Origin of the sequence: Streptomyces sp. NPDC006140 (genome assembly GCF_040628815.1) — a bacterium.
Classification (GTDB): Bacteria; Actinomycetota; Actinomycetes; order Streptomycetales; family Streptomycetaceae; genus Streptomyces.
In genome coordinates this window covers 271627-284990 of record NZ_JBEXTS010000008.1, presented here as the reverse complement: position 1 = coordinate 284990, position 13364 = coordinate 271627, and the positions used below count along the sequence as shown (strand labels likewise).

Genomic DNA, 13364 nt, shown 5'->3' with positions numbered 1-13364 from the left:
GGATGCTGGACAGCGGTGGACACGGGCCGGGATCCGCGGGCTCCCGTCAGTCGCGCAGGGAGATCTCCAGACCCTGCTCGGTGACCAGTGCGGACAGGGCCGAGAGGTCCTCGACGACCAGATCGGCGTGGAGTTCGTGGGCCTGGTGGGTTGTGGTCAACGCCACGGTGGTCATGCCGGCGGCGCGGCCGGCCGCGAGGCCCGCGGGGGCGTCCTCGAAGACCACGCAGCGGGCGGGGTCGACGCCGAGGGTGCGGGCGGCGAGCAGGTAGGGCTCGGGGTCGGGCTTGCCGCGGGTGATGTCGTCGGCGGCGACGAGCGTCTTGGGCAGGATGCCGACGGCGTCGAGGCGGGCCTCGGCGAGCCGCCGGGTGGCGGAGGTGACGACGGCCCAGCGCTCGGCGGGCAGGGCGTCGAGGAAGGAGCGGGTCCCCGGCAGCAGGTGCACCCCGCCGCCCGGCACGTCCTCGACCTCCAGGTCCTCGATCCGCGCGACGGCCTCCGGCACGACGTGGGCGGGCAGCAGGTCGGCGGCTATCTCGGCGGCCGGCCGGCCGTGCAGCTCGACCCGGGCGAACTCCTCGGCGGTGATCCCGTACTCCGCGGCCCACCGCGTCCAGCAGCGGTCCACCGAGGTGAGGGAGGAGACGAGGGTTCCGTCGTTGTCGAACAGCAGGGCCTGCGCGTGGATCTTCATGTCCTCGACCCTACGGTGCCGGCCAGGGGCGGAAGCATCGGGCCTTTTCGGCCGTAATAAGGTCGCAGCATGCTTGATGCCCTGACGCTGGTGACCGGCGTCGCCGCGCTGCTGCTCGCCGCCTGGTGCGGCTGGGCGGCCTACCGTGACCAGCCGACGAAGGACTGGCACTTCATCGGGATGGCCGTGGTCACGCTGCTGACGCTGATCCAGCTGGTGGTGGGGATCGTGCTGCTGGCGCGGGGCGAGAAGCCGGAGCAGGGCACGACGATCTTCGTGGCGTATCTGCTGGGGGCGTTCGCCTGTGTCCCGGCGGCCGGCTTCATGTCGCTGGCCGAGCGGACCCGGTGGGGCTCGGTGACGGTCGCCGCGGGCGGTGTGGTGCTGGCCGTGCTGGAGGTGCGTCTCTATGACATCTGGGGAGGCTGAGGTGGGCCGGCGGCGGCTGACCAGCGGGCCGGGCACGCTGCTGGTGTGGCTGTACGGCGTGATGGTCGTCGGGGCGGTGTCGCGTTCCGCCTATCAGATCGCCACGGAGTTCGAGCGGGCGCCGCTCGCGTACTCGCTGTCGGCCGTGGCCGGTGTCGTGTACGGGTTCATCACGTACTCGCTGGTGCGGGGCGGGGAGACGGCGCGGAAGGCTGCGCTGGCGTGCTGTGTCGCCGAGTTGGCGGGGGTGCTGACGGTGGGGACGTGGACGTTGATCGAGCCGTCTGCGTTTCCGGACGCGACCGTGTGGTCGGACTTCGGGATGGGCTACGTCTTCATTCCGGTGCTGCTGCCGCTGACTGCCATCTACTGGCTGCGGAAGGGTGCGCCTCGGGAGGGTGCCGCCTGAGGTTCGTCAGGCGGCCGCGGGCCCGATGTGGCTTGTCGCGCAGCTCCCCGCGCCCCTAAGTCGTCACGCTGTCGCCGCGTAGGTGCCGGCCGGCTTCTCCAGGACGATCATGGGGATGCCGTCCGCGCCCTGGGACGTGCCCACCGTTTCGTAGCCCACCTTGCGGTAGAGGCGGAGGTTGCCCTCGCTGCGGTGGCCCGTGTGGAGGCGGAAGCGGGTCGCGCCGTGCTGGTCGGCCAGGGCCGATTCGGCCGCTCGGAGGAGGCGGGCTCCGATGCCGTGGCCCTGCAGGCGGGGGTGGACGCAGAGCTTGCCGATCGCGGCCGCGCCGTCCTCGGTGACCGAGCCGCGGACGGAGCCGACGACCTCCTCGCCGAGCCGGGCCACGAAGACGCAGTCCCGGGCGACCTCCTCGCGGACCGAGTCGAGGGTTTGGACGAGCGGGTCGATGCGGTAGTTCCCGTACAGCGCAGCCTCCGTCTGGAAGCACAGGTACTGCAGCCTGAAAATCTGCTCGGCGTCCTGCTCGGTCGCCGCAGAGATGGTCACGCTCATGCCCATGTGCGCACGCCTCCCGCTCATCTGATCACCTGTCGTCCCTCACTCCTATCCCCGTCCTCAGCGGGCCGCAACCTCCGGGGTGAGCAATCTGCGCAGACATCCCAGGCATCTGGAACGTTCCGGACCAAGGCTCCCCTGTGAGATACCCAACTCCCCTGCGATTTCCCGGTATGTCAGGTCCTCGGGCGAGAGCAGGGCCTCCATGAGCCGGGGGCAGCGGCCGGGGAGGCGGCGTACGGCCTCGCGCAGGGCGCGGCCGCGGGCGGCGGCGAGGGCGAGCTGCTCGGGGTCGCGGCCGGGGTCGTCGGCCGGTTCGACGGCGTACGGCCGTTCGAGTCGGCGCGTGCGGCGGCTGCGGCGGGCCTCGGAGCGGACGGCCCGGCGGAGCCATTCCTGGGGGTCCCGCGGCGGCCCCTCGGCGTCGAGACGCTCCAGCAGGCGGAGCCAGACCGCCTGCTCCAGGTCCCCCGGCTCGGCTCCGGCGGCATATGCCTCCGCGGAGGCCTCGGCGGTGAGCAGCGGGCGCAGGGAGGTGACCAGGTCATGCGTCATATGCGGAGCGACGCGGCCGCCCGGGTGGCGGGTTGCCCGGGCGGCCGGAACTCACTCGACCGGAGGGTGTGCGCTCATGTGTTGACGCTCGGTCGGCACGGGGCTCAGGGCTCAGTCGGCGAGGAAGTCCTCCCGGGCCAGCAGGCCGGTGTCGGGCTGGTCGGTGAAGACGCCGTCGATGCCGGTCGCGAAGTACGCCCGGTACGCGCCGAAGACGTCGCCGTAGGCGTCCGGGTCCGTGCCCTTGCGGAAGTTCGCGGGCAGGAAGGGATTCTCGTTGCGCAGGGTCCAGGGATGCAGGATCAGCCCCACCCGGTGGGCGTCCTGGACGAGCGTGGTCGGCCGGGTGAGGTTGCCCTTGGCGTCGCGCGGGATGATCAGGTCGAGCGTGGGGCCGATGCCCTGCGCGTAGGAGGCGATCTCCCGCAGGCCGGCCGGCTTGACCAGGTCCGCGACCGTGCGCGGGTCGCCCGTCTCGACGAAGTCCCAGGGACGGGAGTCCGCCGAGGACAGCAGGACGACCAGGGGGTTGTCGACGAGCTTGTTGAGGCGCTCGACGCTCGTCGGCTCGAAGGACTGCAGGATGACCGGGGAGGTACGCCGGTCCTTGCGGTACTTGCGCAGCAGCTTGGCGACGCGCTCCTCCAGGGGGAGGCCCTGCTTGCGGAAGTAGGTGGGGTGCTTGAGTTCGGGGTAGATCCACACCTGCTTGCCGCGCTCACGGCTCTGCTCGTCCTGCCACTTCAGGACCTCTTCGAAGGTGGGGATCTCCCAGCGGCCGTCGTAGAGCGTGTTGTGGGGGCGGTTGGCCGGGATGCGCTCGATCGCCCGCAGCGTCTTCAGCTCGGCGAGCGTGAAGTCCTCGGTGAACCAGCCGGTGGTGGAGACGCCGTCGAGCAGCTTGGTCTTCTTGCGGTCGGCGAACTCGGGGTGGTCGGCCACGTCGGTGGTGCCGCCGATCTCCGGCTCGTGGCGGCAGACCAGGTGCCCGTCCTTGGTCGGGACGAGGTCGCCCGCCTCGACGATGTCGGCGCCCATGTCGAGGGCCAGCTGGTAGGAGCCGAGGGTGTGCTCCGGGCGGTAGCCGCTGGCCCCGCGGTGGCCCACGATCGTCGGCTTGGGCAGGCTCTTCACACCACCGCCGTGCCGGGGGTCTCCGCCGCCGTGGCGTGGCGCGTCGGCTCTGGCCGTGCCGGTCATGCCGAGGACCGCTCCGCCGGCGCCGAGCACCGCCGCGCCGAGCAGGGCCCGCCGTCCGGTCCGGCCCGTTTCCTCGTTCGACTCCTGCGTTCCCATGAGCGGCCTCCCTGCCGTCGGCTCGTCAGTGCGGGCCGATCGTAGGGGCGCGTACATGACGGGTGGGAGACTCCGGGCGGAACACGCGGGTGACGTGGGATGTCGTAGTGGCTGGAGGGGGTGGGAACTGACGGATCGTCCGATCCTGTTCGATTCGGTGGGGCTGTTCGGGGAACGCGTCCGGTGCGGGGAGGCGATGTCCGTCACATCGTGGCGGACGTGTTACACGCCGTCGGCGACGCGCCACCGCAGGTAAACACGCGTCAACAGTGCGTAAGGCCTCGGTGAAGTCGCCGTGCCCGATGTGCGCGACCCCAGGGGCCGCGAGTATCGTCCTCACCTGCACAGACTCATACAGCATCCCTTGACACCGGAGGGCCCGTTGTCCCGCTTCGCGCTCATCAAGGCAGTGCTCGGCCCGATCATGCGCCTGATGTTCCGCCCACAGGTGGAGGGTGCGGAGCACATTCCCGGGCATGGCCCGGTCATCCTGGCCGGCAACCACCTGACGTTCATCGACTCGATGATCCTGCCGCTGGTCTGCGACCGGCAGGTCTTCTTCATCGGCAAGGACGAGTACGTGACCGGGAAGGGGCTCAAGGGCCGGCTAATGGCCTGGTTCTTCACCGGTGTCGGCATGATCCCGGTGGACCGCGACGGCGGCCGGGGCGGTGTCGCCGCGCTGATGACCGGGCGGCGGGTGCTGGAGGAAGGCCGCGTGTTCGGGATCTACCCGGAGGGCACGCGGTCGCCCGACGGGCGGCTGTACCGAGGCCGGACGGGTATCGCCCGGCTGACGCTGATGACGGGTGCGCCGGTGGTGCCGTTCGCGATGATCGGAACGGACAAGCTCCAGCCGGGCGGGGCGGGTCTGCCCCGGCCGGGCAAGGTCACCGTGCGGTTCGGTGAGGCGATGGAGTTCTCCCGGTACGAGGGGATGGACCGCGACCGCTATGTGCTGCGGGCCGTGACGGACTCGGTGATGGCCGAGGTCATGCGGTTGTCCGGGCAGGAGTACGTGGACATGTACGCGAGCAAGGCGAAAGAGGCCGCGTAGCCCCTGGGGGATGTCCGTAAAGTCGCGTCGTTCGCCCGGAGGGCGGGCCCTGCGGCGTCATGGGGGTACCCCCTGCTCGAAGAGCTTGGGGCAGCGTGCCAGGCGTCGCGGGGCAGGCGGGACTTTGCGGACACCCCCTAGAACGGGGCCGTGTCCGGTGGGCCCCCGTTTGTCCGGTCGGCGCCCGGCCCCGGGAACCACAGGACGAACGTCGAGCCCTCCCCCACCCGTGAGAACAGGCGGACCTGGCCGCCGTGCGACTCGACGATCTGTCTGACGATCGCGAGGCCCAGGCCTGCGTGACGGTCGCGGCCGCCGCCGTTTCCCTTGGCCCGCCAGAAGCGGTCGAAGACCCGCGCCCGGTCGTCGTCGCCGATGCCCGGGCCCTCGTCCCGTACGGCCGTCCAGAGCCAAGAGCCGTCCCGCCCCGCCGCGACGGTGATGCGGGAGCCCGGCGGGGCCAGCCGTACCGCGTTCGAGAGCAGGTTGCCGACCGCCCTGCGCAGGGCGTCGTGGTCGCCGATGACCGTGAGCCCGCGGGCGAGGCCGCGGTGCAGTGCCAGGCCCCGTTCGGCGGCCAGCGGGGCGAACTCCTCGCAGGCCTCGGCGGCCGCCGCTGCCAGGTCGACGTCCGCGTCGGCCAGGGCGGGGGCGCTGCGGCGGGCCGTGGCCAGGAGGTCCTCGACCAGGCGGGTCATGCGGGTGGTGGCCCGGTCGACGCTGCGGGCGGCGATGCGGCGGTCCTCCTCGTCCGAGTCCTCTGCCGTGAGGACGGCGTCGACGTTGGCGCGGATGATCGCCAGCGGGCTGCGCAGCTCGTGGGAGGCGTCGTCCATGAGCTGGCGTTGGGCGCGGAAGGCCTCGTCCAGCCGGTCGAGCATGGAGTCGACCGTGTCGGCGAGGTCGCGCAGTTCGTCCTTGGGGCCGGTGAGGCGGATGCGCTGGGAGAGGTCGGTGGCCTGGATGTCGGCGGCCGTGCGGGAGATCGCGCGGACGGGGCGCAGGGCGCGGCCGGCGAGGATCCAGCCGATGACGGGGCTGGCGACGGCGAGGGCGCCTAGGACGAGGAAGGAGAAGTTGCGGAGGTTGCCGAGGGTCTCGTAGGTGACGGCCGCCTCGACCTCCTGGAGCTTCACGGCGTCGAACTCGCCCATGTAGACGCCGTTGACGTACTTCTCGGCCCGGAACTGCTTGCTGACCGGGTGGGCCTCGCCGCTGCGCTCGACGGCGAAGTAGGTGGCGCCGAGGACGAGGGCGGTGAGCAGGAAGAGCAGGCCGGAGTACAGGACGGTGAGGCGGAAGCGGATGGTGTGGGTGAAGGCGGGCAGCCGCAGCCGGGCCCCGGTCGGCCGGAACAGTTTCATCACGGCGTCTCCTTCAGGCGGTAGCCCTGCCGTATCACCGTCTCGATGAGCGGCTCGCCCTCGCCGGTGACCTTGCGGCGCAGGGAGCCGACGGTGACGCGGACGGTGTTGGTGAACGGGTCGGCGTGCTCGTCCCAGACGTGTTCGAGCAGTTCCTCGGCCGGGACGACGCGCCCGGGGCGGGTCATCAGGTAGTGCAGAACGCCGAACTCCTTGGGCGTGAGGGGAAGCCGCCGCTGTCCTCGGTACGCCTCGAAGCGGGCGGTGTCCAGGCGGAGCTCGCCGACCTCGACCACGGAGGTGCCGCCGTCCTCCCGGCGCAGCAGGGCGCGGATGCGGGCGAGGAGCTCGGGCAGCGCGAAGGGTTTGACGAGGTAGTCGTCGGCGCCTTCGTCGAGGCCGCGCACCCGGTCGGCGAGGCGGTCGCGGGCGGTGAGCATCAGGATGCGGGGGCCGCCGGGGGTGGCGCGGATGGCGCGGCAGACCGCGAAGCCGTCGCCGTCGGGCAGGTTGAGGTCCAGCAGGACCAGGTCGTAGTCGTTCACGGCGAGCTTCTCGGTGGCGGTGTCGACGTCCGGGGCGGCGTCGACCGCGTAGCCGGCCCTGATCAGGCCCACCTTCAGGGCGACGACGAGGTCCTCCTCGTCCTCGACGACCAGCAGTCGCATGGGCTCGGCCCCCTTCAGCCACCGTCGATGATGGTCCGGGCGGACTCCACCGCGTCGCCCACGGGGATCGCGAAGCCGATGCCGATGGAACCGCCTCTGTCCTGGTCCAACGTCGCGATGGCCGTGTTGATGCCGATGACCCGGCCTTCGTCGTCGACCAGGGGCCCGCCGGAGTTGCCCGGGTTGATCGACGCGTCGGTCTGCAGGGCCCGCTGCCGTCCTCCCCCGCTGTCCTCGCCGAGCCGGACGGAGCGGTCCAGGGCGCTGACGATGCCGGAGGTGACGGTGCCGCTCAGGCCGAGCGGGGAGCCGATGGCCAGGACGGGGTCGCCGACGGCCGGGCGGGTGCCGGTGGCGAGCCGGGCGGCGCGCAGGCCGCGGGACGTCTCCGGCTCCAGTACGGCGACGTCGTGGTCGGGGTCGTCGCCGATGATCTCGGCGGCGAGCCGGCGGCCGTCCTGCAGTTCGACGGACACGCGTGAACTGCCCTGGACGACATGGGCGTTGGTGAGGATGCGGCCCCGGTCGTCGAAGACGAACCCGGAGCCCTGGCCGCGGTCCGTGCGGACGGAGACCACGCTGGGCAGCACCCGGGCGGCGACGGCCTGGAGATCGCCCTGGCCCCGGGCGGCCGGTGCGGAGGCGGGCGCGGGGTCCTCGTCGCCGAGCGCCCCGGCGGCGTACCCGGCGAGACCGCCCGCGAGGACGGCGGCCAGGACGGCGGTGGCGAGAGGACGGCGGGTCGGGTGCGGGGGCGGAGGCGAGGCCGGGGGCGGTGATGGGGTCTCGGAGGGCGGTGGGGCCGATGGTGTGGGCTGGTCGTCCGCGTGGGGGCGCGGCCGGCCCGGGAAGAACGACGGGCCCCGGGGCTCGCCCAGTCCGGTGCGGGGATGCGGGTCTCGCACGGTCGTACCTCCTTCGTCACGGGAGCCGCGAGAACCACAGCAGGGACAGCGCGGCCGTCACCAGCGCCGTGACCAGCCCGGCGGCCACGAACCACTGCCAGATCTCGCGCTCCTCGGTGCGGTGGCCGACGGAGCTGCCGATGTCCTCGTAGACCGCCTGGAGTTCCTCTCCGCTGGCGGCCTCGTGGTAGTCGCCGCCGGTGCGCGCGGCGAGGTTCTCCAGGGCGGGGCCGTCGACGGGGACCTGGAGGACGCGGCCGCCGCCGAGGTCGACGACGCCGTCCTCGGTGCCGTAGGCGATCGTCGAGACGGGGATGCGGTCGCGGGCCGCCTCCTCGGCGGCCGACTCGACCGTGCGGCCGGCGGTGTTGGCGCCGTCGGACAGCAGCACGATGTGGGCGGGCGGCGGTTCGGTCGCGGCCTGCCGGTCGAGCGCGCGGATGGCGTCGCGGGCGGCGACGACGGCGTCGCCGATCGCCGTGGCCTGGCCGAGGGTGAGCTGTTCGATGGCCGAGCGCAGCAGCGCCCGGTCGGTGGTCGGGGGCACGGCGACCGTGGCGGAGCCGTTGAAGGAGACGAGTCCGGTGTTGAACCGTTCGGGCAGCCGGTCGACGAAGGCGAGGGCGGCGCGCTGGGCGGCCACGAAGCGGGTGGGTTCGACGTCCGTGGCCTCCATGGACCCGGACGTGTCGAAGGCGACCATGATGGTGGCCCGCTCGCGGGGCACCTGCACGTCGGCCGTCGGCCGGGCGAAGCCCAGCACGAGCAGGGCGAGCGTGGCGCAGAAGACGGCGGCGGGGACGTGCCGGCGCCAGCCCGGGCGGCTGGGGGCGACCTTGTCGAGCAGGTCGAGGTTGGTGAAGCGGACGGCGTAGCGGCTGCGCCGGCGCTGGACCAGGACGTACGCGGCGATCAGACCGGCGAGCGGCACGAGCAGCAGGAGCCAGCCGGGTGAGCGCAGACTCATCGTGCCTCCTCCTTCACGCGGCCCCGCCGCCGGCCCGGCGGCGCTGTGCCTCGACGTACCGGACGATGTCACGCACCCAGTCCTGGTCGGTGCGCAGCCGCAGCTGGGCGGCGCCCGCGCGGCGGATGGACTCCCGGATCAGCGCCCGCTGTTCCAGTGCGGCGCGCTGGTAGCGCTCCCTGAGTCCCCGGGTGTGCGTGGAGATCTCCCGCCGCCGGCCGGTCTCCGGGTCTACGACGGTGAGGAGCCCGACGGGCGGCAGGTCCAGCTCGCGCGGGTCGACGATCTCCACGGCGAGGACCTGGTGGCGGCGTGCCACGGTCTTCAGGGGCTGCTCCCAGCCGGTCTCCAGGAAGTCGGAGATCACGGCGACCAGACCGCGGGCGGGCAGGGCGCGCAGGGAGTGCAGGGCGTCGGCGAGGTGGTGCGCCGGGGGGCCGGGGGTGACGCGCGGGCGTTCGAGCGCGGTCCGCAGGAGCGCGAGCAGGTGGCGGCGGCCGGTGCGGGGCGGGATGCGCCGGCTGCCGTCCGGCCCGGCGAGGTGGGCGCCGAGGCGGTTGCCGGCCCGTTCGGTGAGGAAGGCGACCGCGGCCGCCGCGCCCACCGCGAGGTCCCGCTTCTCCATCCGGGCGGTGCCGAAGTCCATGCTGGCGGAGGCGTCGAGGACGATCCAGGTGGTGAGTTCGCGGTCGGCGAGGGTGAGGCGGACGTGCGGGACGGTGGTGCGGGCGGTGGCGTTCCAGTCCATGCGGCGGACGTCGTCGCCGATGACGTACGGCCGGGTCTCCGCCATCTCCTCGCCCGGGCCGGGCACGAGGGAGGGGTGGTCGCCCTGGAGCAGGCCGTCGGGGTGCCGGGTGAAGAGCAGTTCCAGGTGCCGCAGTGCCTGCTCGGGGGTGAGTTCACCGAGAGTCGGAGTCATGCCACGGCCTCCTCGGCGGCTTGCCGGGGGCTGATCCTCGGCGGTTCCACGGAGGCGAGGACCTCGTCGACGAGCTGCGGTCCGGTCACTCCGTCGGCGAGCGCGTCGAAGGAGAGGACCAGGCGGTGCCCGATGACCTCGTGGGCCAGGTCGCCCACGTCGTCGGGCAGGACGTAGCCGCGGCCCCGCAGCAGGGCCAGCGCGCGGGCGGCGGCGACCAGGCCGAGGGTGGCGCGCGGACCGGCGCCGTGCGCCAGGCGCCGCTCCGGACCGGCCAGGTCACGGGTCGCGCAGACGAGCCGTACGGCGTACTCGGCGACGGCGTGGTGCACGAACACCTCGTCGGCGCCGCGCTGGAGCGCGACCAGCCGCTCCGGGGTGAGGATCCGGCGCGGACGGGGCGGGTCGACGCTCATCCGGTAGAGGATGGCGAGTTCCTCGGACTCGCTGGGCGCGGCGACCTCCACCTTCAGCAGGAAGCGGTCGCGCTGGGCCTCGGGGAGGTGGTAGACGCCCTCGGACTCGATCGGGTTCTGGGTGGCGAGGACGAGGAAGGGTTCGGGGACGGGGAGCGTGGTGCCGCCGATGGAGACCTGGTGCTCGCCCATGACCTCCAGCAGGGCGGACTGCACCTTGGCGGGGGCGCGGTTGATCTCGTCGGCCAGGACGACGTTGGCGATGACCGGGCCGGGTTCGATGTCGAAGCTCTCCCGGGAGGGCCGGTAGACGCGGGTGCCGGTGATGTCGGAGGGGACGAGGTCGGGCGTGAACTGGAGCCGGGCGAACCGGCCGCCCACCACGTGCGCCAGCGTCTTCGCGGCGAGCGTCTTGGCGACGCCCGGCACGCCCTCCAGCAGGCAGTGGCCGCGGGCCAGGACCGCGGTGAACATCCGCTCCACCATGCGGTCCTGGCCGACGATCACGCGCTTGACCTCGAAGAGGGCCTCTTCCAGGAGCTTGCCGTCGGGGTTCACGGCGTCGGCCGGCACGGTCACAGCTCCGAGGCGGGGTCGCCACCGCCCGGGGTGGTGCCGCCGCCCTTCCGGGGGCAGTCCTCGCCGTCCGCCGCGCCGCCGGCGGGGGTGCCCTCCTCGACGACGAACCTGACCTGCTCGCGCGGCGTCCCGTCACCCTCCGCGGCGAGGGCGGCACCACCGCCTGCGAGGCCCGCGGCGGCCAGGACGGAGACGGTGGCGATCGCCTTCTTCGTACGACGTGTCATGGTCGGTGGCTCCTTCGGCCGTGGGGAACGACGTCGGGTACGGAGCCAAGACCATCAGGCGAGGGCGAAAACGGGCTTAAAGCCGGTGCGGGGCCGGGCACCGCCGCGGGGCTACGGGTGTCCCGCCGTGGGACTACGGGTGTGCTGCCGTGGGACTACGGGTGTTCCGCCCCGCCGCTCTCCAGCCGCTGCCCCCGCAGCAGGAACCACGCCGCCACCGCCGCGGCGAGCAGCACCGCCGCTCCGACGCCCGCGGCGAGGGCCAGGCCGTCGACGAAGGCCGTGCGGGCGGCGTCCAGCATGGTCGCGGCGGTGTGCGCGGGCATGCCAGCGGCGGCCTCGACGGCGCCGCCCAGCGACTCGTGGGCCGCGGCCGGGGTGCCCGCGGGGCCCGTGAAGTCGCGGTAGACGCCGGTCACGATCGAGCCGAGTACGGCGATGCCGAGGGCGGCGCCGAGTTCGTACGCCGTCTCGGACACGGCGGACGCGGAGCCCGCCTGCTCCTTGGGCACGCTGGACAGGATCACGTCGGCGGTCACGGTGAACGAGAAGCCGGCGCCGACGCCGACCACGAGCAGTGCCGCGCCGAGCAGCGGGTAGCCGGTGGACTGGCCGATCACCGTGAGCGCGGCCAGCGCGAGGCCGATCGCCGCGAGGCCTCCGGAGACGACGGCCCGCACGGAGAAGCGCCGGGCCGCGCGCCCCGCGACCAGCCCGGCCACCACCGCGCCGATCGCGGCGGGCAGTTCGGCCAGACCCGCCTCGAACGGGCGCCTGCCCTGGACGAGTTGCAGGTACTGCGAGAGGAAGAACACCAGCCCGGACAGGCCGAGGATGGTGAGCAGGTCGGCGAGCACCGCCCCGCTGAAGCCGCGGTTGCGGAACAGGCGCATGTCGAGCAGCGGGGCGGGGAGCGTCAGCTGACGGCGGACGAAGCCGTGGAGAGCCGCCGCGCCCAGCAGACCGGCGGCCAGGGTGCTCCAGGCGAAGCCGTGGGTCGCCGCCTCCTTGACGGCGTACACGATGCCGATCATGCCGACCAGCGACAGCACCACGCTGACCAGGTCCCAGGGGCCGGGGTTCGCGGTGCGCGACTCGGGCAGCAGCCTGATCCCGACCAGGACCAGCACGGCCATCACGGGCAGGTTGATCAGGAAGACCGAGCCCCACCAGAAGTGCTCCAGCAGGAACCCGCCGACGATCGGGCCGACGGCCGTCCCGGCGGAGGCGGTGGCGCCCCAGATGCCGACGGCGAGACTGCGCTCGCGCGGGTCGTGGAAGAGGTTGCGGATCAGGGCGAGCGTGGCCGGCATCAGGGTCGCGCCGGCGACACCGAGCAGCGCCCGGGCGACGATCATCGTCTCGGGGGTGGTGGCGTAGGCGTTGAGCACGGATATCGCGCCGAACGCCGTGGCGCCGACGAGCAGGATCCGCTTGCGGCCGATGCGGTCGCCGAGGCTGCCCATGGAGACGAGCAGACCGGCGATGACGAACGAGTAGACGTCGCCGATCCACAGCAGCTGCGTGCCGGTGGGCTTCAGGTCCTCGCTGATGTAGGGGGTGGCGAGGCCGAGGACGGTCGCGTCGACGGCCACCAGCAGCACGGCGAGCACGAGCACGCCGAGCGCGAGCCAGCGGCCCGGGCGCCGCACCGCCTCGGTCGTCGACGCCGGCCGCAGGGTGCTGGTCATGATTCCTCTCTCCTGAGTGCGCCGCCGAGCAGCAGCTCGACGATCATGTGCTGGAAGTCCTTGGGGGCGCCCTTGCCGCTCTGCACCATCCAGGCGCCGGAGGCCAGCAGGCCGTACAGCGCCTCGGTGAGCCAGGCGGGCGTGAGGTCGATGCGGAACTCGCCGCTGAGCTGGCCGCGCCGGAACAGGGCGGAGATCCGGTCGTCGAGCCGGGTCCAGCCGGCGTTCTGCTCCTCGCCCTCGAACAGCTGGTTCTCGGTGTAGAGGAACGCGAGCAGTCCGGCGACGGGCTCGACAGCCGCGACGAGCCGGCGTACGGCCTCGCTCGCCGTGCCCTCGTCGAGCCGGGCGGCGTCCAGCGCGGCCTGGCACTCCTCGATGCCCAGCGACTCCAGGGCGCGGACGAGGGCGTCCCGCCCGGCGAAGTGCCGGTGCAGTGTGGCGCGGCTGATCCCGGCGGCCTTGGCGACCTCGTCCATGGTCGCGGTGGATTTGCGGGTCAGCAGGGCCGCGGCGGTGCGCAGCACGTGGTCAGGATCGACAGCCATGAGACAACCATAACCCACATGAGACGTCAATGTCTCACGCTGGGCATGCGTGACTCATGGCGGTTCAAGTTCGGCA

16 protein-coding genes are annotated in these 13364 nt (G+C 72.9%); 3 read left to right on the top strand and 13 right to left on the bottom strand.

Annotated features, from left to right (window positions below; translation table 11 throughout):
• Window positions 1-46 precede the first annotated feature (46 nt).
• Window positions 47-697 carry an HAD-IA family hydrolase gene (locus tag ABZ386_RS22435; RefSeq protein WP_358965649.1) on the bottom strand — a complete coding sequence of 217 codons (651 nt, stop codon included), beginning with the start codon at window positions 695-697 and terminating at the stop codon, window positions 47-49.
• A 69-nt stretch (window positions 698-766) separates the two neighbouring features.
• Between ABZ386_RS22435 and ABZ386_RS22430 the strand changes: the two genes are divergently transcribed.
• Both ABZ386_RS22430 and ABZ386_RS22425 read left to right on the top strand, forming a co-directional pair.
• On the top strand, window positions 767-1126 hold the full coding sequence (locus tag ABZ386_RS22430) for a hypothetical protein (protein WP_086603942.1): 360 nt from the start codon (window positions 767-769) through the stop codon (window positions 1124-1126).
• On the top strand, window positions 1107-1535 hold the full coding sequence (locus ABZ386_RS22425; protein ID WP_351348698.1) for a hypothetical protein: 429 nt from the start codon (window positions 1107-1109) through the stop codon (window positions 1533-1535). Before ABZ386_RS22430 ends, ABZ386_RS22425 begins: the two co-directional genes overlap by 20 nt.
• 63 nt (window positions 1536-1598) lie before the next feature.
• Here the strand turns inward: ABZ386_RS22425 and ABZ386_RS22420 are convergent, their stop codons facing one another.
• The 3 genes from ABZ386_RS22420 to ABZ386_RS22410 form a co-directional block, all read right to left on the bottom strand.
• Window positions 1599-2096 carry a GNAT family N-acetyltransferase gene (locus ABZ386_RS22420; RefSeq protein ID WP_031114741.1) on the bottom strand — a complete coding sequence of 166 codons (498 nt, stop codon included), beginning with the start codon at window positions 2094-2096 and terminating at the stop codon, window positions 1599-1601.
• Between the two features lie 57 nt (window positions 2097-2153).
• Window positions 2154-2648, bottom strand: coding sequence for a sigma-70 family RNA polymerase sigma factor (locus ABZ386_RS22415; protein ID WP_351348701.1), 495 nt, complete (start codon window positions 2646-2648; stop codon window positions 2154-2156).
• A gap of 111 nt (window positions 2649-2759) precedes the next feature.
• Window positions 2760-3944: a glycerophosphodiester phosphodiesterase gene (locus ABZ386_RS22410; RefSeq protein ID WP_358965647.1), complete on the bottom strand. Its 1185-nt coding sequence runs from the start codon at window positions 3942-3944 to the stop codon at window positions 2760-2762.
• A gap of 382 nt (window positions 3945-4326) precedes the next feature.
• On the opposite strand from ABZ386_RS22410, the gene ABZ386_RS22405 reads away from it, so the two are divergent.
• Window positions 4327-5001 (top strand): lysophospholipid acyltransferase family protein, encoded by a 675-nt coding sequence (locus ABZ386_RS22405; RefSeq protein WP_114250997.1) that lies wholly within the window; start codon window positions 4327-4329, stop codon window positions 4999-5001.
• Window positions 5002-5138: 137 nt separating this feature from the next.
• Here ABZ386_RS22405 and ABZ386_RS22400 read toward each other — a convergent pair whose 3' ends face one another.
• The 9 genes from ABZ386_RS22400 to ABZ386_RS22360 all read right to left on the bottom strand — a co-directional run bounded on the left by ABZ386_RS22400 (window position 5139) and on the right by ABZ386_RS22360 (window position 13288).
• Window positions 5139-6365 (bottom strand): HAMP domain-containing sensor histidine kinase, encoded by a 1227-nt coding sequence (locus tag ABZ386_RS22400; protein ID WP_358965645.1) that lies wholly within the window; start codon window positions 6363-6365, stop codon window positions 5139-5141.
• Entirely contained in the window at window positions 6365-7033 is a 669-nt protein-coding gene (locus ABZ386_RS22395) for a response regulator transcription factor (protein ID WP_351348710.1), read from the bottom strand. Before ABZ386_RS22395 ends, ABZ386_RS22400 begins: the two co-directional genes overlap by 1 nt.
• Before the next feature lie 14 nt (window positions 7034-7047).
• The gene (locus tag ABZ386_RS22390) at window positions 7048-7938 is read right to left on the bottom strand and encodes a trypsin-like peptidase domain-containing protein (protein ID WP_358965643.1); all 891 of its coding nucleotides are present in this window, start codon (window positions 7936-7938) and stop codon (window positions 7048-7050) included.
• A gap of 16 nt (window positions 7939-7954) precedes the next feature.
• Window positions 7955-8905, bottom strand: a complete 951-nt coding sequence (locus ABZ386_RS22385) for a VWA domain-containing protein (protein ID WP_355725264.1) — start codon at window positions 8903-8905, stop codon at window positions 7955-7957.
• A 13-nt stretch (window positions 8906-8918) separates the two neighbouring features.
• On the bottom strand, window positions 8919-9827 hold the full coding sequence (locus tag ABZ386_RS22380) for a DUF58 domain-containing protein (protein ID WP_356502193.1): 909 nt from the start codon (window positions 9825-9827) through the stop codon (window positions 8919-8921).
• The gene (locus tag ABZ386_RS22375) at window positions 9824-10816 is read right to left on the bottom strand and encodes an AAA family ATPase (protein WP_358965641.1); all 993 of its coding nucleotides are present in this window, start codon (window positions 10814-10816) and stop codon (window positions 9824-9826) included. The genes ABZ386_RS22380 and ABZ386_RS22375 overlap by 4 nt, the downstream gene beginning before the upstream one ends.
• 2 nt (window positions 10817-10818) lie before the next feature.
• Window positions 10819-11049: a hypothetical protein gene (locus ABZ386_RS22370; protein WP_351348725.1), complete on the bottom strand. Its 231-nt coding sequence runs from the start codon at window positions 11047-11049 to the stop codon at window positions 10819-10821.
• A 155-nt stretch (window positions 11050-11204) separates the two neighbouring features.
• Window positions 11205-12740, bottom strand: a complete 1536-nt coding sequence (locus ABZ386_RS22365) for an MFS transporter (RefSeq protein ID WP_351348728.1) — start codon at window positions 12738-12740, stop codon at window positions 11205-11207.
• The gene (locus ABZ386_RS22360; protein ID WP_351348731.1) at window positions 12737-13288 is read right to left on the bottom strand and encodes a helix-turn-helix domain-containing protein; all 552 of its coding nucleotides are present in this window, start codon (window positions 13286-13288) and stop codon (window positions 12737-12739) included. Before ABZ386_RS22360 ends, ABZ386_RS22365 begins: the two co-directional genes overlap by 4 nt.
• Between the last annotated feature and the right edge of the window lie 76 nt (window positions 13289-13364).